Annotated in this window: 16 protein-coding genes and 1 tRNA gene; 15 read left to right on the forward strand and 2 right to left on the reverse strand. The window is 35.8% G+C overall.

Features of this window, described 5'->3' with window-relative positions; genetic code table 11:
• Nucleotides 1-41: 41 nt before the first annotated feature.
• Nucleotides 42-1811: a TonB-dependent receptor gene (locus ACTJIV_RS06655; RefSeq protein WP_440626441.1), complete on the forward strand. Its 1770-nt coding sequence runs from the start codon at nt 42-44 to the stop codon at nt 1809-1811.
• Between the two features lie 173 nt (nt 1812-1984).
• On the opposite strand, the gene ACTJIV_RS06660 is transcribed toward ACTJIV_RS06655, so the two are convergent.
• A tRNA-Arg gene (locus tag ACTJIV_RS06660) sits at nt 1985-2056 on the reverse strand.
• Nucleotides 2057-2824: 768 nt separating this feature from the next.
• Between ACTJIV_RS06660 and ACTJIV_RS06665 the strand changes: the two genes are divergently transcribed.
• A complete protein-coding gene (locus tag ACTJIV_RS06665; RefSeq protein WP_111955041.1) occupies nt 2825-3274 on the forward strand; it encodes an Hsp20/alpha crystallin family protein in 450 nt (149 codons plus the stop codon).
• 207 nt (nt 3275-3481) lie between these two features.
• Here the strand turns inward: ACTJIV_RS06665 and ACTJIV_RS06670 are convergent, their stop codons facing one another.
• A complete protein-coding gene (locus tag ACTJIV_RS06670; protein WP_228452601.1) occupies nt 3482-4348 on the reverse strand; it encodes a helix-turn-helix domain-containing protein in 867 nt (288 codons plus the stop codon).
• 167 nt (nt 4349-4515) lie between these two features.
• Between ACTJIV_RS06670 and ACTJIV_RS06675 the strand changes: the two genes are divergently transcribed.
• The 13 genes from ACTJIV_RS06675 to ACTJIV_RS06735 all read left to right on the forward strand — a co-directional run bounded on the left by ACTJIV_RS06675 (nt 4516) and on the right by ACTJIV_RS06735 (nt 22138).
• Nucleotides 4516-5559 (forward strand): alpha/beta hydrolase, encoded by a 1044-nt coding sequence (locus ACTJIV_RS06675; protein ID WP_440626444.1) that lies wholly within the window; start codon nt 4516-4518, stop codon nt 5557-5559.
• A gap of 370 nt (nt 5560-5929) precedes the next feature.
• Nucleotides 5930-7849, forward strand: coding sequence for a polysaccharide biosynthesis protein (locus ACTJIV_RS06680; protein WP_111958396.1), 1920 nt, complete (start codon nt 5930-5932; stop codon nt 7847-7849).
• A 320-nt stretch (nt 7850-8169) separates the two neighbouring features.
• Nucleotides 8170-8877 (forward strand): polysaccharide biosynthesis/export family protein, encoded by a 708-nt coding sequence (locus ACTJIV_RS06685; protein ID WP_228452605.1) that lies wholly within the window; start codon nt 8170-8172, stop codon nt 8875-8877.
• A 7-nt stretch (nt 8878-8884) separates the two neighbouring features.
• Nucleotides 8885-11221: a GumC family protein gene (locus tag ACTJIV_RS06690; RefSeq protein WP_440626447.1), complete on the forward strand. Its 2337-nt coding sequence runs from the start codon at nt 8885-8887 to the stop codon at nt 11219-11221.
• 2 nt (nt 11222-11223) lie between these two features.
• On the forward strand, nt 11224-12192 hold the full coding sequence (locus ACTJIV_RS06695) for an SDR family oxidoreductase (protein WP_440626449.1): 969 nt from the start codon (nt 11224-11226) through the stop codon (nt 12190-12192).
• Nucleotides 12193-12213: 21 nt separating this feature from the next.
• Nucleotides 12214-13506, forward strand: a complete 1293-nt coding sequence (locus ACTJIV_RS06700) for a nucleotide sugar dehydrogenase (RefSeq protein WP_440626451.1) — start codon at nt 12214-12216, stop codon at nt 13504-13506.
• A 130-nt stretch (nt 13507-13636) separates the two neighbouring features.
• Nucleotides 13637-15010: an O-antigen polymerase gene (locus ACTJIV_RS06705; protein WP_440626453.1), complete on the forward strand. Its 1374-nt coding sequence runs from the start codon at nt 13637-13639 to the stop codon at nt 15008-15010.
• Nucleotides 15007-16107, forward strand: coding sequence for a right-handed parallel beta-helix repeat-containing protein (locus ACTJIV_RS06710; RefSeq protein ID WP_111958384.1), 1101 nt, complete (start codon nt 15007-15009; stop codon nt 16105-16107). Before ACTJIV_RS06705 ends, ACTJIV_RS06710 begins: the two co-directional genes overlap by 4 nt.
• Entirely contained in the window at nt 16107-17345 is a 1239-nt protein-coding gene (locus ACTJIV_RS06715) for an oligosaccharide flippase family protein (RefSeq protein ID WP_440626455.1), read from the forward strand. Before ACTJIV_RS06710 ends, ACTJIV_RS06715 begins: the two co-directional genes overlap by 1 nt.
• Nucleotides 17342-18367 (forward strand): ATP-grasp domain-containing protein, encoded by a 1026-nt coding sequence (locus tag ACTJIV_RS06720; protein WP_440626457.1) that lies wholly within the window; start codon nt 17342-17344, stop codon nt 18365-18367. Before ACTJIV_RS06715 ends, ACTJIV_RS06720 begins: the two co-directional genes overlap by 4 nt.
• 369 nt (nt 18368-18736) lie before the next feature.
• The gene (locus ACTJIV_RS06725) at nt 18737-19903 is read left to right on the forward strand and encodes a glycosyltransferase (protein WP_440626459.1); all 1167 of its coding nucleotides are present in this window, start codon (nt 18737-18739) and stop codon (nt 19901-19903) included.
• Nucleotides 19900-20811 (forward strand): glycosyltransferase family 2 protein, encoded by a 912-nt coding sequence (locus ACTJIV_RS06730; RefSeq protein WP_111958376.1) that lies wholly within the window; start codon nt 19900-19902, stop codon nt 20809-20811. The genes ACTJIV_RS06725 and ACTJIV_RS06730 overlap by 4 nt, the downstream gene beginning before the upstream one ends.
• Nucleotide 20812: 1 nt before the next feature.
• Complete coding sequence (locus ACTJIV_RS06735) at nt 20813-22138, forward strand: polysaccharide pyruvyl transferase family protein (RefSeq protein WP_440626461.1); 1326 nt, start codon at nt 20813-20815, stop codon at nt 22136-22138.
• Nucleotide 22139 lies beyond the last annotated feature (1 nt).

The following is a 22139-nucleotide window of genomic DNA, read 5'->3' on the forward strand; positions in this document are numbered from 1 at the left end:
ATTATACATCCGACATTATACATTAATACAAATATTGAACAATGAACAGAAAAATTCAATTATTATCCATATTATTTTTAGGGTTTTCGCAGTTTGCGTTTTCCCAGATCAAGGAGGAGAAACTGATTCTTAATAAGAAGCGGGAACCGGAGGTGAAAAAGATCGAGAAGAAGAAGACCTCTGTGGAAACGATCAAGAATTATCCGCCGGAAGAGAAATCTCAGAACCCTGTAAAATATACCATTACAGATGTGCCTGCGGTTTCAGATTTCAAAACTTCTACCATTCAGGGACAGGATGTGACTCCGAAATTCGAAGGAACAGCTCAGAATAATTATGTACAGTTCGGAATGGGTAACTTCGGGAAGATCCTTGCAGATGCCAATATTTCCAAGACGCTTGATAATAAGCTGGAAGTAGGGGCAGATTTCCATTTCCTTTCTACTTTAGGTCTGAAAAAAGAATATGCCTGGGACTCCAAACAGAGCTCTACGGCGATCGGAGCTTACCTGAATTCATATGGCGAAAAAGGAAAATTCAACCTGCATGCTCAGTATGGATTGGATAATAACAGATATTACGGGATCTATGCTTTGGAGCCGGCTGCAGATGTTGATTTGAAGCAGAGAGTAAGCCAGTTTAAAGTGAACGGATATTACGATTTTTATTCCAACGAAATTCTAAATGATGTAAGGGTAAAATCATCTTTCCTGAAAGATCATTTTGATGCACAGGAGAACCAGGTTTCCATTTTGGCGAATCTTTCCAAGCATGCTGTTGAGATCGGAAAATCAGGAATCAATTTAAATGCGGACTTAGGCTTAGGATTGGAGGCTGTGAAAACAGAATTTGCCATCGTTGACAAAAATTCATCCAATTTCTTTAATACGACTCTGGACCCGAAAGTGACATTTAGAAAAGGAGACTCTTATTTAATGCTGGGATCTACATTTTCTTTCTTAAATGCCAAGAACTCAAACGATGTGCTTGGTGGTGAAGTCAAAAATAATAAAACATACTGGTTTCCACAGGCCGAGTTTCAGGTTGCTGCCGCTAAAGAATTCAAATTTTATGGCGGGGTAGACGGAGGTTTAAAGCTTAATACTTTTGGAGATCTTTTACAGGCAAATCCATTTATTGTTTCTGACCAGTTTTTAAAGCCAACAGAGACGAAATATCATTTTTATGTAGGACTGAGAGGAGACATCGATGAAACATTCAAATATGACTTCTCTGCCGGTTATGGAAAGATGAAAGATATTATGTTTTTCCAGGGAAACAACCTTTTCGACAATGTCTATACTTTGAATCGTTCTGCTTATAATTTTGCCAATACGTTCTCTGCAGTTTATGACGACGGAAATGTAAGTGATATCAAAGGAAGTGTACAGTATTTCCCGCTTGAGAACCTGATTTTAGATGGGGAAGTAAGATTTACCAAATATGATCTGAAGAATTACGAGGATATTTACAACGTTCCTTTAGTGAACGCCAGCATCGGAGCAAAATATACCATGTTGGATAAAAAGTTACTGTTAGGATTCAAAGGAATTTTTGCCAGCGACAGAACAACCAATTCTTTTGCTCTTGAAGGAGTAGCAAACCCGGATATGGTTTATCAGTCTACGGAAAACAGAAACGATAAAGTAGGAGGCTATGCAGATTTAAACCTTTCTGCAGAGTACAAATTTCATAAAAACTTCAGTGTTTTTGCCATCGGAAACAATCTTCTAAACTCCAATTACCAGACCTACAAAGGCTATAAAGTCTTAGGTGCACAGATTCTGGGAGGAGTGAAGATTACCTTTTAAGCCTAAAGAAATTTTCAAAACAATAAAACCCCTTACATTCCAAATGTAAGGGGTTTGTTTTTATAGCTGTAATGCTTTATTTTTTTGTCCGTAATCGTTGGAAGTTCAAAACAAAAAAAAGAGAATGTGTAATTATTTAATTTTTAATAATATACAAATTCTCTTTTATCAAGTGACCGCAGAAGGATTCGAACCCTCACTGTCGGAGCCGAAATCCGAAGTTCTATCCATTAAACTATGCAGCCATGTTCATCAGCAGTGAATAAATTCAAAAAGACTTATCACGTATGATTTCCGATTGCGAAAATACTGATTTTTTTACAATTTATGAAGCCTGCAAAAGTTTAATTCCAAAATCATTGTAAGATAAAATTATCTTTTGACAACAGGTACCAATTGATGTAGAGACAAGTGATTAAAGCTCAGTTATTTAAAATAAGATCTTCAATTTAGAACCATAAAATAAACTATTGAAGCAATATTTTGCTTCAAGGGATAGTTCGATTAAATCATTAGGTCTTGTCTAAAACTAATACGTAAATCTTATATGGAATTAGGCAGTAGGAACACGATAAAAATTGTTTAATTTACCTGCTGGAACGTGCGCTGTCTGATACTGCTGCATTAATATTACCAGTGGCGTTGCCTGTATTATTATTGCTTGTTTTTCTGCCGCCTATATGAGTCTTTGTATTAATATTGTCCCGACCTGACGTGCTATCTGCGGAGATACGGGGCGATGAGGCACCTGTATCATTAAATGCTTTAATTATTCAAAATTATATATTACTCATCAATACGTCTATGAGTGAGATCATAATACATTATTCGGAGTGGATTACTATGGTTCCCCGCATAAATAATTTTTGAAGTACAAAGTGAAATTTTGTCAGTTTTTCTGCAAAAAAAACACATTTTTCACCATGGTATTTTTTTTGATGTTTTCATAACGTACAGCTGGCCAGCTGATTTGTGTGTAAAATGATTGTTTAACTTAATTTAAAAAGATTATTATGAGTCTTATTAAAAGAAACCCGAATGGCTATTTAGCCTTTCCAGGTCTTTTCGATGATTTTTTTAATCGTGAACTTTTTAACTGGGGAAACAACAATTATTCATCGACCAGTACAACGGTTCCTTCGGTTAATATCAGAGAAAATGAAGATGCTTATGAGGTGCAGATTGCTGCGCCGGGTATGAACAAGAAAGATTTTGAAGTGAAACTTGATGGAAACCTTCTGACTATTTCGTCCTCTAAACAGGATAGCAGCGAAAGGGAGCAGGACAATTTTACCCGAAGGGAGTTCAGCTATCAATCGTTCCAAAGAAGCCTGGAACTTCCAAAAGATGTTGTCGATCAGGATAATATCAATGCAAAATATGAAAATGGATTGCTTTTGCTGACCATTCCGAAGAAAGAAGATGCCAAACAGAAGCCACCGCGATTGATTGAAATATCTTAAGATAAATTCCAATTGTCATGAAACTAAGAAAGAAGGTCTGAAACAGGCCTTCTTTTTTTATTTAACAGTTTTCCGGTTGCTTCTAATTCTTTTTCTGCCCGGCAGATAATAGGTAGATGTCTCTAAAAGCAGTACCAGTCTTCCTCGTATCTTAGAAATTAATTTCACGGAAAAGAGATTGCAGTGAGTGCTCAAATAACATACATATTATAGCCGGTTTCTAAATTCGCTAGGGCTGATTCCCAACATATTTTTCACATATCTCGTAAAAAATGAATGACTGGAAAATCCCATTTGGTCAGCAATTTCAGAAATATTCAGGGTTTTGTTACCCAGTAGGAAAATAAGTCGGTCTTTCGTATAACGTTGTATCCACTCCGATGCAGTGATGCCGGTATTGGTTTTGCAAATCTGGTTTAGATATTTTGGGGTTATATTAAGCAGACTGCTATAAAATTGCACTTCGCGGCGTTTCATACAGTGTACTTCTACGAGTTTAATAAATCGCTCGTATAATGTTCCGCTTTCCAAACTGCGGCTTCGCCTTTCAAGCTGGTCAATAAAAATATCCCACATTTCCAGCAGGAAAAGCCGCATTTGAAGTTTTAGAATTTCATCATAAAAGCGATTGGCTGTTTCAAGCGACTTAATGTACAATGATTGAAAATTTTTCAGAATTCTTTCTTTGTTTTTTTTATCTGGACGTAATAGTGGATCAACTCTATGATGCACAATGGCGTCGATGCTGATGTTCAGGCTGGGAAAATTGTCTGTTAATAAATAATTATCAATAAACAGTACTGTTGCAGCAAAGTTTTTAGAAAAAGATAAATCTGAAATCTTACTGTCAGCAAGCCAGAAAATAAATTCGCCTTGCTTACATTGAACAGGCTTTCCATTAAAAATAAAGCTTGCATTTCCACGCTGGCAATAGATGTGCGTATGATAGTGTAACTGGAAATCTTCCGGAAATTCGATGTCTCCGGTGGCTTTCAATAATAAAACTTTTGGTTGAGCTGGTGTTTCCATATTACTTTCTGTCGATAAAATGCTAAAATACGTAATATTTGACATTATTACTGTACTATTTGTAACAAGTTGCATATTTATCTGATTTAATTTTGCATTATAAATTAAGTGATTGAAATGAACAGTCCTCCTTACCTGAACGGGAACAAAAGGTCAGTGGTTCTCGCAGTTGCTTATTTCAGGAAAAATCAATTAACTAAATAAATACTGTAATGAAAAAAATAATAACACTGGCAGTGATGCTCTTTTTTACAGGGCAGATATTTGCCCAAAACAAAAATTTTAATACCTCAAAAATGGATACGGCAGAACACTATACTTTTCAACTGAGCGAAAACGTAGTAAGAACAGCGGTGACTTTCAAAAACCGTTACGGTATAACATTATCAGGAGATTTTTACCTTCCGAAAAATGTTAAAAGTCAGAAATTAGCAGCATTAGCGATTAGCGGACCATTCGGAGCAGTAAAAGAACAATCATCCGGTTTATATGCAAACCAAATGGCAGAAAGGGGTTTTGCTGTCATCGCGTTTGATCCTTCGTATACCGGTGAAAGCGGTGGAGAACCTCGAAACCTCGCATCACCGGAAATCAATACCGAAGATTTCAGCGCTGCTGTCGATTTTTTAGGACTTCAGAAAAATGTGGATAGAAACAGAATAGGCATCATTGGAATTTGTGGTTTTGGAGGCTTTGCATTGAATGCAACTGCAGTTGATAAAAGAGTGAAAGCGGTCGCTACTACCAGCCTGTATGATATGACCAGATTGATGTCAAAAGGATATAACGATGTAATAAGTTTGGAACAGCGCACAAAAATATTGGAAGACCTGGGTCAACAGCGTTGGAAAGATGCTGAAAATGGAAACCCAACCAAAGGCGAAAGAAACCTTCCCGAAAGTCTAAAAGGCGACGAACCACAATTTGTAAAAGATTATTTCGATTATTACAGGACTTCCCGTGGTTTTCACACCAATTCACTTAATTCAAACGGAGCCTGGCTTTTGACCAACCCTTTATCGTTTATGAATATGCCGATACTTACCTATGTAAAAGAAATTTCTCCAAGACCTGTGCTTTTAATTGTTGGTGAGAAAGCACATTCGAGATATTTCAGTGAAGATATTTACAAAATGGCCTCCGAACCCAAAGAACTGATGATAATTTCTGGTGCAGTTCATGTTGATCTTTATGATAAAGTTGATATAATTCCATTTGATAAACTAGAAAGTTTTTTTGAAAAGTATCTGAAATAATTTTTAAATCATTTTTTTTCAAGCAAAGCCGTAAGCTTTGCTTTTTTTATTTCACAGATTATAAGAATTGCCTGGTGAAAAATGATAATGCCATTTATTATTAAAAATAAACATGAAGAAATTTCATTTTTTTAACATTATGATTTTTTAACATATCGGCTTTAAATTTGAAAAATACTGTGTTGCAATGAGATATGAGCGTTGTGTGTTCTACATGGTTAAAATAGGTAATAATTTCAATATATAATATGTTAAATTAACATATGATGCTAAATACTGTATTAATAATTAATTATATTTGTTTAAAATTAAAAACCACCAAATGTTGAATTAAATAAAAAATATAAATATTTTTAGGTTTATCTGTAGTATGGGGAATGTTTTTAAAATCAAAGAGTTAAGGTACGTACCTAGGTGGTTAGTTTTTTTTATTGATATTTCAATAGTTTCCTTTTCTGTCTTAACGATCTATCTGTTATTAAAAAAACTGCACGTAAAAATTTATTTTGTTGAATATCTCAATGAAAAAATTTTAACGGTTATTGGGGTTAATATTTTATGTATGCTCCTCTTCAAAACATATGCAGGAATAATAAGATATTCTACTTTTTTTGATTTTTTTAAAATTCTGTGGTCTTCGGGCAGTACCTTTATAGTATTGCTGGGCCTGAATTTTATATCAGATATGGTGTTGGGAAGGCCGCTTTATTTATATCCGGCACTTTTTTTATTCTTTTTTATTTCCACTCTTCTTATGTTCTTTTTCAGGATGCTTACCAAACAGCTTTTTAGCATGGTTATGGATCATAAGTATAAGAGTATCCCATCCAAAATAAGAGTTGCTGTTGTAGGAGTGGGGGGTGAATCTGTCTCATTAGCCAATGCAATTATTCATAATCCGGGGCACGCTTATCAGTTGGAAGGCTTTTTTAGCGCCAGATCAGATTCCAAAAAGGCAATGTTACTAGGGTATAAGATTTATAATAAAAAAGAACTTCTTAAAAGTCATAGTCTGACTAACCAATTTGATGCGGTTTTAATCCGGGGAACGATGGAGAAGGCAGAAATGGAAGAGTGGATGACACTTGCACTGGATAAAGGATTGAAAGTGTTAAAAGCACCGTGTCTCAACAAAATAAAGGAAGATGGTATTGTAGGAGGTTTCAGTCCCCTTCAGATTGAAGATTTACTGGACCGCAGCCCGATAAAAATTGAAAGTGAAGAAGTAAAAAGCCGTCATTTTAATAAAAGTATCCTGGTGACCGGAGGTGCCGGGTCTATTGGAAGTGAAATTGTGAGGCAGGTTGCTCAGTTGGATTCATCACTTATTGTGGTTGTAGATCAGGCTGAATCCCCTTTACATGAACTGAAGCTTGAGTTGCTGGAAAGATTTCCGAACCAGAATTTCAAATTTGTGTTGGCGGATATTTCGAATTACTACAGGCTTGAAAAATTATTTGAAGATTACCATTTTTCAATAGTATATCATGCAGCAGCCTACAAGCATGTTCCATTAATAGAAGACAATCCGCATGAAGCTATTTTTGTAAATATCGGGGGTACCAGAAACTTAGCTTTATTATCCAGGCAATATCATGTTGGCCGGTTTGTAATGGTATCTACCGATAAGGCTGTGAACCCAACCAATGTAATGGGAGCCTCTAAAAGAGCTGCCGAACTTTTTGTGCAGTCTTTACAAAACTCTCCTGATAATACAACAAAATTTATTACAACCCGTTTTGGGAATGTGCTGGGATCTAACGGTTCTGTAATACCGCATTTCAGGAAACAGATTGAAAAAGGAGGTCCGGTTACCATTACCCATCCCGATATTATCCGTTATTTTATGACCATTCCTGAAGCATGCGAACTGGTACTTCAGGCGGGGACAATGGGCAACGGAGGCGAAATTTATGTTTTTGATATGGGTAAGCCTATTAAAATTCTGGATCTGGCTAAAAGGATGATAAAGTTATCCGGATATACGCCGGATGTTGATATTAAAATTGATTTTATAGGGTTAAGACCTGGCGAAAAGCTGTACGAAGAGCTTCTAACAGATAATTCTACGACTATTCCTACCCATCATGAGAAAATCATGATTTCAAGAGACCCGCTGATGGAATTTGAAGATATAGAACTTCTGTGCAGGCAGATTATGCGTTCGGCCATAAAAAAAGAGAGTTTGCAGGTCGTTCAGATTTTGAAAATAATTGTACCGGAATTTATAAGTAATAATTCGGAATTTGAAATTTTAGATAAAACACCGGAACGTGAAGTCTATCAGTAACATAGTTTGAATTATGGTGTTGATAAGTGAAAAATAATCAAATATTTTTACTGTTTTATTTCTAATCGGAATGAAAATTGCTACAGAATGAATTGACTTTTAAAATAAGATGTTTCATTTAAATTCATTTCACGTATAGGTGAAATTTGGTTTAATGTAAAAAATATACTTATTTCTGAATTTTGTTGTAAATATCTTTAATAAAATTGAGTATTAATTCGAATAGACTTAAATAACATATGAAGAAAACTATTATTACGTATATAATACTGATGTCGGTTACTTTGCTATCGTGTAAACCTAAACAGAATATGGTGTATATGTCAAAGCATAATATGGAGGAAGAAGTTAGCAGGGCAAAGTTTCAGGGTTTGCATATCCAGGAAGGGGATGTTCTTCTTATTCTTGTTTCTGCACTTGATGAAATTGCTGTAAAACCTTTCAACCTTAATACAACCAATAAGGTAGGAAGCGATACCAACACCGGAATTAATCAGTATGTACAGCCAAGTGAATATTTAGTGAATGAAGAAGGGTATATCTCTTTCCCGGTTTTAGGGAATGTTTACGCTAAAGGAATGACTCAGGTACAGCTAAAGCAGGACCTGGAGTCGCGTCTGAAGAGATATCTTACAGATCCTATGGTGTCCATTACTCTAAAAAACTTTAATGTAAGTATTTTGGGTGAAGTGAAAGATCCGGGCCAGAAAGAAAGCGTTTCCCAAAAAATCAATGTATTCCAGGCACTTGGCCTTGCAGGTGATATGACGGACTTTGGAGACCGCACGAATGTAAAGCTTATCCGTACAGGTGATGACGGGGTGGACCAGGTGGTTAATATTGATCTTTCCAGATCCGATATTGTAAGCTCACCATACTACTATATGAAGCAAAACGATATATTATATGTACAGCCGGATAAAAACAAGCAGGTTCAGGCAAATACAAATCCTAACAGGGCTCTTACATTCCAGATTATTGGAGCATTATTAACGGCAGGGACACTTATTGTTGCTTTAACAAGATAATAAATATATGCAGCAGACAGAATTTCAGGCAAGGCAAGAAAAATTGAACATAAGAAAAACCATTTCTCAATACCTGTATAAATGGCCGTGGTTTATTGCTTCTATGTTGCTCTTTGTGGCTGGCGCTTATATTTATCTCAGATATAGCGTTCCCAAATATCAGTCAAAGACTACCCTTAAATTTGATAAAAAACAAAATGATCTTTCTTCAGCTTTGGCCGATCTTGATAATCTCGGGATAGGTCTTGGTAATGCAGATGAGCTGAAAAGTGAGGCAGCAGTAGTGAACTCGCGGCCTATACTCATGCAGGTAGTGAAAAACCTTAATCTAAATGTAGAATATTTCAGTGCAGGAGAAATTAAAGATTCGCAACTGTTTACGAATGCTCCCATAACGGCAAAGATATTAGCTTATACCAACGAAAAATTTGTATCCTCCCAGTACTCCATATCGGAAATAAAAGGGGATCAGTTTACACTTCACAGTGAGAAAAAAAAGGATGTTACAGGGAAATTCAATATTCCTTTACAGCTGGACTTTGGAACGGTGATATTGCAGAGAAATTCTGCTATTAAGCCTAATTCTGAGTACAAAATTATTTTCTCGAACCCTATTGAGAAAGTAAAAAAGCTAGAAAAAACAATACAGGTAAACATTCCGGATGAAAAGGCCATGCTGATGGAGATTAGCCTAATAGGATCTCTTCCAGAAAAGTCAGAGGCTGTTCTGAACGAAGTGACCAAACAGTATAATCTGGACGGACTGAGAGATAAAAACCTGCAAGCCAAGAACACCCAGGAGTTTATTGATAAAAGACTGGAGGTAATCACTAAAGATCTCTCAGGAGTAGAAAACCAGAAAGAAGATTTCCAAAACCGTAACCGAATTGTTGATTTGCAGGCACAGGCAGAACTGGCCCTGCAGAATACCAGCGAGAATACTAAAGTTCTTCTTCAGCAGCAGGCACAGCTTGACCTTCTGAACTCCCTTTCAACAGAAGCTTCAAAAGGCAATAACCAGCTTATGCCTTCTAACCTGGGGCTGAATCCTTCGTTGGAGCAGTCTATCTCCCAATATAATTTGCTTATCATCAGCAGAAACAAAACCCTTAAGCAGGCCACCAATGAAAACCCTGCTGTCATAGAGATGAACAGGGAAATTGCTTCTCTCAAAAGCATTATTCGAGACAATATCAATGAGCAAAAACAAACTGTACAGACAGGTATTTCCCAACTTCAAAACCAAATTGCAACCAGCAATAACGTCATAGAAAAAGTTCCGGGACAGTCTAAAGTTTACAGAGGAATAGAACGTCAGCAGAACCTTAAAGAGCAGCTTTTCTTATTCCTTCTGCAGAAAAGAGAGGAAAACGCAATCAATCTATCCGTAGAAGTTCCGAAAGCCAAAATTGTAAATCCTGCATTTACAGAAGATACCCCGGTATCCCCTAAAAAAGATATTATCCTTCCGGGAGCTCTTTTTCTTGGGATGTTGATTCCTTTTGCCGTTTTCTATTTATTGTTCATGCTGGATGACAAAATTTATAACAGAGATGATATTAAGGAGCGTTCCGGACTGGGCGTACTGGTAGATATTCCGTCTCTTAAAGATAATGAAAACCATTTGGTGCAGAAAAACGACTTTTCGGAGTTGGCTGAAGCATTCAGGGTTCTTGTTTCCAATCTTAAATTTGTTTTGCCTACAAAAGATTCTGCCAAAGTGATTATGGTAACCTCTTCGGTAAAAGGTGAGGGTAAAACCCTGGTATCCGTTAATCTTGCCCTTACCATAGCCAATAAAAACGGAAGAGCTCTTCTGATTGGTTCGGATATCCGTAATCCTCAGATCCAGAGATATGACAGTGAACCTGTTAAAAGAAAAGGTCTTACAGAATATTTATATGATGATTCGGTGAATGTAGAGGATCTAGTCCACACATCAACTACGAATCCTTCATGTGATGTCATTTATGCGGGTTCAATTCCTCCCAATCCTCAGGAGCTGCTTTCTAATGGAAGATATCAGAAGCTTATTGAGCAGATGTCTTCTGAGTATGCTTATATTATTATAGACTCTGCACCGCTTATGCTGGTTTCGGATACACTGAGTATTGCAGATACAGCGGATGCAACATTGTATGTCGTAAGATCCGGAGTATCAAAAAATATATTGATAGATTTTGCTAACGACCTTGTAAGAGACTCTAAACTGACGAATGTATCTTTTGTCGTTAACGATGTTTCCAGACGGGCAGGAGGTTATGGATATAACTACAGCTATGGCTATGGCTACAGTCAGACCAAGGATAAAAATAGCTGGTGGAAGAAAATTTTTAAATCATAGAAATGCATAAAATTTTAATTACAGGAGGAGCGGGTTTTATAGGTTCCAACTTAACGGAATATTTTTTAAATAAAGGCTATTATGTCGTTTGCTTAGATAATTTTGCAACAGGGCACCGTCACAACATCGAGCCTTTCCTTAACAACCCAAATTATAAACTGATTGAAGGGGATATCCGTGATTTGGAAGTTTGCCAAAAAGCAGTAGAGAATGTAGATTATATACTTCACCAGGCTGCATTAGGTTCTGTTCCGAGATCAATTAAAGATCCTATTACAAGTAACGATGTGAATGTTTCAGGATTTTTAAATATGCTGATTGCTGCCCGTGATGCCAAGGTAAAACGTTTTGTATATGCTGCTTCATCATCTACCTATGGTGACTCTGCATCATTGCCTAAAGTGGAGGATGTGATCGGGAAACCGTTATCGCCATACGCCATTACCAAATATGTCAATGAGCTGTATGCAGACGTGTTTGGAAAAACATACGGAATGCAGTGCATTGGTTTGAGATATTTCAATGTATTTGGACGCAGGCAGGATCCGAATGGGGCATACGCTGCTGTGATTCCTTTGTTTGTAAAGCAGTTAATCAATCACGAATCTCCAACCATTAACGGAACTGGCGATTATTCACGTGATTTTACTTATATCGATAATGTCATTCAGATGAATGAGCTGGCCATGCTTACCGAGAATCCTGAAGCAGTGAACACAGTTTATAATACAGCAGTCGGGGATCGTACAACACTGAATGATCTGATTGGATACCTTAAAAAATATTTAAGCGAATTCGATGAACAAATTGCTGACGTGAACGTCATTTATGGTCCGAACCGTGTGGGGGATATCCCGCATTCACTGGCGTCTGTTGAAAAAGCAGGAAAATTATTAGGATACCAGCCTACTCATACGATAGAAAAAGGATTAAAAGAAGCTATCAGCTGGTATTGGGAAAATTTAAAATAAACAAGTTTAAATCGAGTCTTTGTGGAAAAACAATATAAAATTGCCGTTATCGGATTAGGATACGTAGGTCTGCCTTTAGCACGATTATTTGCAACCAAGTATCCGGTTGTAGGTTTTGATATCAATCAGAAAAGGATTGAGGAATTGAATACCGGTGTAGACAATACTTTAGAAGTGGAAAACGAAGTATTGAAAGCTATATTAAAACAGGAAAACCCTTTTCACCATTCCAATGAAAATGGATTGTACTGCTCTGCTGATATCAACGATATCCAGGATGCAAACATCTATATTATTACGGTTCCAACGCCGGTTGATAAGCATAACCGCCCCGATCTTACGCCGTTATATAAATCATCGGAAACGGTGGCTAAAGTATTGTCAAAAGGAGATATTGTAATTTATGAATCTACTGTATATCCGGGTGCTACTGAAGAAGAATGTATCCCTGTTCTGGAAAAAGTTTCAGGATTGAAGTTTAATCAGGACTTCTTTGCAGGATATTCTCCGGAGCGTATTAATCCTGGAGATAAAGAACATACCGTGGAGAAGATTCTGAAAGTGACTTCAGGTTCTACACCGGAAATTGGAAAAACAGTAGACGCTTTATATAAATCTGTGATTATTGCCGGAACTCATTTAGCTCCGACTATTAAGATTGCAGAAGCTGCCAAAGTAATTGAAAACTCACAGAGAGATATCAATATCGCTTTTGTCAATGAGTTGGCAAAAATTTTCAACCTTTTAGAAATAGATACCCATGCAGTGCTTGAGGCTGCAGGCACCAAGTGGAACTTTTTACCGTTCAAACCGGGATTGGTAGGCGGACACTGTATTGGTGTAGATCCTTATTATCTTGCTCAGAAGGCTCAGGAGAACGGTTATCACCCGGAAATTATCCTGGCAGGACGCCGTCTTAACGATTCTATGGGACAGTATGTGGCTTCCCAGCTTGTGAAAACGATGATTAAAAAGAAGATTACGATTAATGGTGCCAAGGTCTTAAACTTAGGAATTACCTTTAAAGAGAACTGTCCGGATGTACGTAATACCAAAGCGGTAGATGTGATCCATGGGCTGGAAGATTATGCTTTACACGTTACTACTTTTGATCCTTGGGCTAAGCCTGAAGAAGTAAAACATGAATACAACCTGGATGTGATCAATGAGATTCCGGATGAAAAATTTGATGCAATTATTCTTACTGTTGCACACAAGGAATTTATGGATATCAACCTTAATCACTATCTGAAGGAAGAAGGAATCATTTATGATGTAAAAGGAATCCTGGAGAAATGTGATTCCAGGCTGTAATAAAAATTAAAGCTGAGAGAAAAGGTAGAAGTTACTTTTTCTCTCGGCCTTTCCGGATTCATTCCGGATTTGAGATGTTTGTACCGTATTATACTATTTATTTTAACTAGAAGTAAGCAGCCTATTGAGCATGGAGGGAAATAAATCATATAAATTAGTTTTATTCACTTTAAGTTTTCTGTTTTTCTCTATAGGTTTTTTTATCTATGGGAAAATCGGCAATACTTCTTATCAGGATGTTTACTTTTTACCGATAGGTTTAGGTTTCTTTACCTTATTTATTTCCAACATATTTGTAAAGCTTAAGTCGTATTTTATCTTTTGGATCATAACGATTCAGCAGATCATGCGTTATATTGTTATTCCTCTTCTTTTTATAGGAGGTGACAAATTAAGATTTGGCAGCACTACAGTTAACGAAGCTTATGCTGTTTCTATGATGCTTATTGAGCTGTTATTCATCTTAATAGCTTATTTTATCTGTACTTATTCGAAAGAAACAAAACTAAAAACCGGTAAATTGAATTTCTTACCGTTAAATACCATTACTACCGGCCTATTTCTTTTATTCGTACTGATTATTGCAACCAACAGGAGCTTTTTACATAAATTAAGTTTCGTATGGGACGTTGCCACCTATTTAAAGCTTAAAGTTTCCGGAGATTTGGAAAATATTTCTCCGTTAGTAAGTATTATGTTCCCTGTGATGAGGGCATATATTGCTCTATTTATCTTTTCAGTAATCAATTCATTTAATCTGAAGCAGGGCACAAAACTGATGCTTTCGATACTGGTTGTATTAATCAATGCGACCATTATTGTAGGGATCAGCCGTTTCAGTATTGTATATGCTTCTTTTCCTTTAATACTCTTATTGATTTATTTTTATCCGGCTTACAGAAAAAAAGTAGTTACCTATACCACTGTTTTCTTTGGGCTTATATTAATGGTGGCTTCACTGGCTAAGTTTTCCGGAAATACGAAAAAAGCTGATGTAGGCGGGTTTTTCACTCTCCATGAACTGAATGCGTATTTTGGGGGAGTGGCCAACTATGCTATAGGATACGATTCCTATGAGAAGAACATGGTAAATCCATTTGACAAGTATTATTATTTTATTTCTGACATTACCCAGAATATCCCTGTATTGTCCAAGTTTTCCAATGACAATTATAAGACCAACATTAAATTCAATAATCAGATCTATGGGGCCGGCCGCTCCAGGGATCAGATTGTGCCTGTCTCTGTAGCAGGACTCTATCATTTTTCAAAGTATTTTTTCTACATCTATATATTTGTTTTAACCGTCTTAGCCTTTAAATTTGAGACAAAAGCTTACACCACAAATTCCCCGGTTTTATTTTTTTTATATATCATTTTAGCTTTTGGCTGTTCAACATCCATGATGATTAATATTGGTTCCCTTTCCGCTACGTTATTTATCAACCTAGTTGTGTTTATACCATTCTTTACAATGATTAACAAATTAAATCTAGCAAAATGAAAAAGCTGATATTCTTATTTTCCGTATTCATATTTTTTTGGGGAAGCTCTCAGGAATATGTTAAAGACCGTTTTTCTGGGTATGCAACAGTTAAAAGCGAATATTTCAAGAATGCAAAAGATCTTACCGTTTATCTGCCAAAAGGGTATTCTAAAAACGGAGATACAGATTATACCACATATATTCAGAAGGGGCTAACTGAGAATTCCACTCTTATGATGCCTGATTTTCCTGTTTTGATTAACGAAAATGGACTGGCATTGAAATCAGGTCAGAAAATTCTTTTTCAGAAGAATTCAAAGCTCATCATGAAACCTAATGCTAAGGACCGCAACGGAATGCTTAATTTGTTCAATATTCAGAATGTGGATATATATTACGCCAATATCACAGGAGACAAACATAAGCATTTGTCGACCACCGGAGAATGGGGAATGGGAATCTATATACTGTCATCCAGTAACATCAATATCATCGGTTCTTATATTGAAAGCAGCTGGGGAGATGGAATTTGCATAGGCAGCAGAAATAATATCAATTCTTCAGATATCAATATCAAAAATACCATATTAAAAGATAACCGCAGAAACGGACTAACCATAGGAGGAGTCATTAATATGCTGGTGGAAAACGCTTACATTGCTAATACTTCCGGAACTAACCCTCAGGCAGGAATCGACATCGAGCCGGACAGCAATTCCTACGAGGTAAAAAATGTTAAGCTCAATAACATCGAAACCGAAAATAACGGGAATTACGGAATCATCATTTCTCCCGGAAATATGGTAGGTAAAAAGCAGAAGGCAATTTCAGTGGCAATAAACAATTTTAAGGATAACGGATCTAAAATTGGTCTTGCAATGGCGATGACCAGAGATAAGCCCAATGCAGGCTTTCCTGAGTTAAACGGAAATATTAGTGTCAGTAATTTTTCTTCACAAAATAATTCAACAGCAAAATTCAGATCATTTAAAGGGGCTCCGCATCAGGTCAGTGTGAATATGGATTTTGGCAAACTCGGTACAACGGTTTCTAAAAGCAAAAGCAGCTATGATCAGAAATTAAAAAATAACGACGAAACGATTACTTTAAAATAATGATCAACAGACTAAAAAAGATTTTTAACACCAAAGACAAAAAAGCACTGTTGGAAAACTTTGTTTCATTATCTGCATTGCAGTTGATAGGAATGCTGTTGCCATTGGTTACCCTGCCTTATATTTTAAGAGTAATAGGATTTGAAAAATATGGAGTAGTAGTCTTTTCAGCATCACTCATTGCTTATTTTACGGCCCTTACTGATTTTAGTTTCAGGATTACAGCGACCCGTGATGTAGCTATTTACAGAGACAGTCCCAAAAAACTGAATATTATCTACAGTAAGATATTAACGATTAAAACTCTTTTCTTGTTGCTTTCCTGGCTTATTATTGCAATAGCAGTATATCTGTATCCGCCATTTTACGAAAACAAAGAAATTTACTTTTACACAAGCTTACTCTTACTGGGATATGTCTTATTTCCAGAATGGTTTTTTCAGGGCATTGAAAAAATGCGATATATCACTTATCTGAATTTAGGAATTAAGCTTTTCTTTACCTTATGTGTCTTTATTCTGATTAAGAAAGAAAGTGACTTCTGGATTTACCCTTTATTGCAAAGCGCCGGATATATAGGAGCTGGTTTGGTAGGGCAGTATTTACTGGTGAAAAAATATAAGCTGAAATTTATTTTTCTGCCTTATAAACTGATTGTTAAAACCATAAAAACCAATTCACCGATATTCATCAACCAGTTTGTTCCTAACCTGTATAACAATACCAGTACTTTTCTGTTGGGAATTTTGGGAACGCCACAGTTAGTAGGGATTTATCAGGCTATTTTAACGATAGTAAATTTGATTGTCACCTTAATAGAAATCCTTTCCCGTGTGTTTTTCCCTTTTTTAAACCGCAAAAAAGATGCATTCCAATGGTATAAAAATATGATGCTGGTCACTATAAGTGTCATGATAATTGGAGTTTTGGCTTTTAATAAATTAATCTTCTGGTATTTAAATATCAACTATGACAATGCCTTCTGGATATTATTAGTGTTGGCAATTGGGCTGTTCGGATATACGCTGTATAACATTTTCGGACTCAATTATTTTATTGTGCACCGTCAGGATAAGCTGGTCATGAAAAATACGCTGTTTGCTTCCCTTTTGGGTTTTATTTTAGCGTACCCTCTGATTCATTATTACTCCGTATTGGGTGCAGCTATTAATCTGTCTTTAGCAAGATGTGTAATGGGTGGAGGATTATTTTATAAATTTTTTACAACAAAGAAATGAAGGTAGCAGTACATCACCGTAAAGGAAGTTTTTCGGATCGCTGGATCGAATACTTACAAGAAAAAAATATACCTTATGTTATATTGAATGCTTTTGATAATGATATTATCACGCAGATAAAAGAACATAAGGCAACCCATTTCATGTGGCATTTCAACCAGAATTATTTTGAAGATATGCTGCATGCAAAAACCCTGTTCAGAGCCATTAGCCAGATCGGGATAAAAACATTTCCCAATGAAGATTCATTTTGGCATTTTGATGATAAAGTAGCTCAGAAATATCTTCTGGAAGCATTGGATGCACCTTTGGTGAAAGCAGATGTTTTCTATCATAAAAAAGAAGCGGAAGAATATATAGAAAATACGTCATTTCCAAAAGTTTTCAAACTAAAAGGAGGTGCCGGGTCAATTAATGTAAAACTCGTAAGAACAAAAAATCAGGCCAGAAAAATTATAAATCAGGCATTTGGGCGTGGCTTTGATGCCTTTGATTCATGGACGGTTTTTACAGATACCATCGAAAGATTCTGGAGACAGAAAACTACTCATAATTTTCTTAGAGTTTTGAAATGGGGTTTTAAAGGCATTTTTGTAGACAAGCAGTACAAAGTTTTTCCAAAACAGAGAAATTATGTCTATTTCCAGGAGTTTATTCCTGGTCTTTCCTATGATATCCGGCTTATTGTTATCGGCAATAAATGCTATTATCTCAAAAGAAATACAAGAGATAACGACTTTAGGGCTTCCGGTAGTGGGATGCTGGAGTTTGATCCGGGAAAATTTAATCTGGAAGCAGTTGATATTGCTTTTAAGGCTGCCAGGCAATTAAATATGGTATGTGTTGCTTATGATTTTATATTCGACTCTAAGGACCAGCCCTTGATTGTGGAGATCAGTTACGGGTTCCAGCCTTATGTTTATGACCGGTGCTTAGGGTTTTATGATACAGCCTTAAACTGGAATAAAGCAAAGGTTAATTTGGAATACGAAATCATTCATAATTTTTTAAATGGCTTTTAATGTATTTCGTTTTTGTTCAATGACTTATCATTTTATTAAAAGTTAATAAAATATAAACTTTGATTCAAATATTTGTGACATATTATTTTTTTGTATATTTGTTTTATGTAGTGAAAAATTCATTAATAATGTAATTATTGTAACAAATAATTCACATAAATGTATTATTTTAAAGATAAATTTACTACAACACTATTATTATCTGAACACACAGATCTGAAAAAAAATCATTTTTATTATTGAGAATAATGACAATATTTTGAGCTTATGGCTTTTAAAATACTGTAGTTGTTTTGTTCAAGTTAAAACTCAGCTAAAAAACTAATAACCCGAATTTTATCTAACCATATAGTGAAAGTGATATAAAAAATGAACATAATTTTCCTTGAAGCCGTTCAAATTCATGGTGGTGCCCGTAAGAGCACGATTGAATTGGCGAAACGACTAAATGAAGAGGGGCATAATTCGGTTATCGTAGATTTCTGGGGCAGTTGCAATGAATTTACTGAAGATGTAAAAGCCAATAAAATCCCAATAAAGATTTTAAAGAAAAACGATAGCCCTATAGCCATTTTCAGTACCAGAAATCCTTTTAAGGTCGGTATAAATATCACTTTGTTTTTATTAGACTGGATCAGACTGAAAAAAGAATTCAAAAAATTTCAGAACACCTTTAAGCCGGATGTGGTTATTGTAAATAATATCAAGACCAATTCGATCTTAAAGAAAGGAAGAAATTATAAGATCGCTTATTTTGCACGGGGCTGGTTTGCTTACAACTCTATAGGCTTCCTGAAAAAGCTGATGTTTAAGTACAATTCCGATTATTTTATCGGAGTTTCTCAGGCTACAAGACAGGCTATTTATACAGGAGGTTTGGCCCCCTTGGAAAAAATTTTTGTAGTGCCGAATGCTATTGATTTAACAAAAGTTGAGCAATACAAAAAGGAAAGAACAGAACGGAAGGATAATGACCCTATGGTGATTTTGCATTGTGGCGGTTTTTTACCGGCAAAAGGGCAGGATTTATCAATTTCTTTAGCAAGGAGATTAAAAGATAATGATATTAATTTTAAAATAATCTTAATGGGAGCCGTATATGACACACCTGTTTCAGAGAATTTTTTAAATAAAATCCGCCATGAGATCAGTCAATATAAGCTTGATGATTATGTAGAGATTCTGCTCAATCAAAAAGATCCGTACAGTGTTTTCAAGAACAGCGATATTTTAATACATCCGTCCGATACAGAAGGGTTACCTCGTGTAATTATGGAAGCTTTGGCATTTGAAATACCTGTTATTGCCAATCCGGTAGGAGGGGTTACAGATTATATCCTGCACAATTTTACTGGTTATATTGCCACTCATAATAGTGTAGATGACTATTATGAGTATATCTATAAACTTTATAACGACAATGAGCTGTACAAGTTTATTGCCGGCAACGGAAAATCATTGATCATCCATAACTATGGTAAAAGAAACCAGGTAGAAGAGTTTGATAAAATCTTTAAAAAATTGGGTAAATCATGAAGTCAATAACTGTTTTTACGCCAACATTTAATAGAGAGAAAACGCTGATCAGGCTTTATGATTCTTTGTGCAGTCAAAGCAGCCCGGATTTCAAGTGGATCATTGTAGATGATGGTTCCAGCGACAATACTTCCAGCCAGGTTGAAAAATGGATAGAAGAAAACAGGATCGAAATACAGTATTATTATCAAAAGAATAAAGGGAAGCTGGCAGCTCAGATATTAGCTCTTGACTATATAGATACTGAGTTATTTACCTGTATAGATTCTGATGATTACTTGCCTGCTGACGGTATTGAAAAAATATTGAAATTCTGGAAAGCCAATAAAAAAAGCAATTCTGCAGGAATTATTGGTTTAGATGCCTATGAAGACGGTTCCGTAGCAGGAGAAAATTTACCGGATAGAAAAGAATCTACTTATTCTGAATTAGTAGATCATTATAAAATTAAAGGAGACAAGAAATATATTTTTGACACTGAGATTTATAAAAAGTATCTGCCTTACCCTTATTTTGAAAATGAAATTTTCCATGAGGTCAGCTGGATATTTACACTGATTGATCAGGATTATAAATTTCTTCTTTCAAATGAAATCTACTGTATTATAGAATACCAGCAGGACGGATTATCCAATGGACTATACAAAAGATATAAAGAAAGCCCCAAATCATTTATTGAATACAGAAAAGTGAAAATGAAGTATGGGATAAACAAAAAAATAGTGCTAAAGAACTCAGTACACTATATATCTTCGTGTCTTTTTGCCAAAAAATGGAATTTTTTTAAAGGTTCCCCCAATAAGCTATATACCCTTATCGCAATTCCTTTTGGAATAGCACTGAATGTATACATCAACCATAAAGTAAAGCAAAACACACACAGGATTAAACAAGGAAAATTGATTTAGAATGAATAATGCTATAATAGTACCAGGAGTAACAGATTTAAATAAAGGAGACCAGGCATTGGTTTGGGAAAGCTGGAGGCTGGCCAAAGATACCGGGCTGTATGACGAAGTATATATACTGGATGCCGGTGAAAATGACGAAGAAAGAGCATTGTTGTGTAAACAGTCCGAAGAACATGGCTTTAAATTATTAGATAATATTTTAAAACACCCCCGAAGAGGGCAGCATAAATCGGGAGAGCATATTAAAGAATCAAAATTTGAACTTTTAAAGCAAATTAGAAATGCAGGGTTGGACTTTAAAAATACAAGACATTTAATTAAAATATGTAATGACCTTGAGAAAGTAAAGAAATCCTTTGATCATAAAACTTATCAAACCGTTAAGCAGTTTCATGAGGCAAAAACCATTTTTGTGAAAGGTGGAGGTTTCATTCATGCTTACGGTGAAAAAACCGCACCATATTTAATGTGGTATTTCTTATTTTATGTCAGATTGGCTAAGGCACTAGGGAAAAAAGTTGTTTTTTTGCCCAATTCATATGGTCCGTTCATAGGATTAACGGTTAAGCAGCAGGTACGTACAGTATTCAATCAGCTGGATTTGGTGTATGCCCGTGAGAATGTTTCTTCAAAAAGCCTGGGCCAGTTATTGGAAAAAAATATTCCGGTAGAAATGGACCTTGGGTTCTTCTTAGAAAAAGGAAGCCAGGAAGAAGCTCTGAAAATATTACAGAAATATAATTTAACACCGGAGGATAAGATTGTAGGAGTTACGATCCGTCCCTGGCGTTTTCCAGGCTTGTCAAACCCGGAAGAACTGTACAAAAAATACATCGACTCAGTTGCAGACCTTATAAAGCACCTTTTGAGTAAAGGGTATAAGGTCGCTTTATGTAACCAGTCATTAGGGCCTAATTCCCACGAAGACGACCGTAATGCCATAAAAGATCTGCTTAATAAAGTTCAGGATCCTAATATCATCTGGATCAACGAAAATTTATCATGTGATATATTGAAAGCGGTTTATTCCAACTTTTATTTCTTCATAGGGACGCGTTTTCATTCCATCATATTTTCATTGACATCTCTGGTTCCTTCCATTGCTATCGGATATGGAGGTAACAAAGCTCTGGGTATAATGGGAGATTTTAATTTGGATGATTATGTGGTTCAGATTCAGGATGTAGAGTCGGATTGGCTGATTAACAAATTTGATAAAGCTATTTCAGAATATGATGATATAAAATCACAGCTGGAACAATCCATGAGTCTGGTGACAGACAGCAGGAACAGATTAATAAAAGATATTCAATCCTTATACTAAT

Origin of the sequence: Chryseobacterium sp. 22532 (genome assembly GCF_052044665.1) — a bacterium.
GTDB classification, from domain to species: domain Bacteria; phylum Bacteroidota; class Bacteroidia; order Flavobacteriales; family Weeksellaceae; genus Chryseobacterium; species Chryseobacterium lathyri.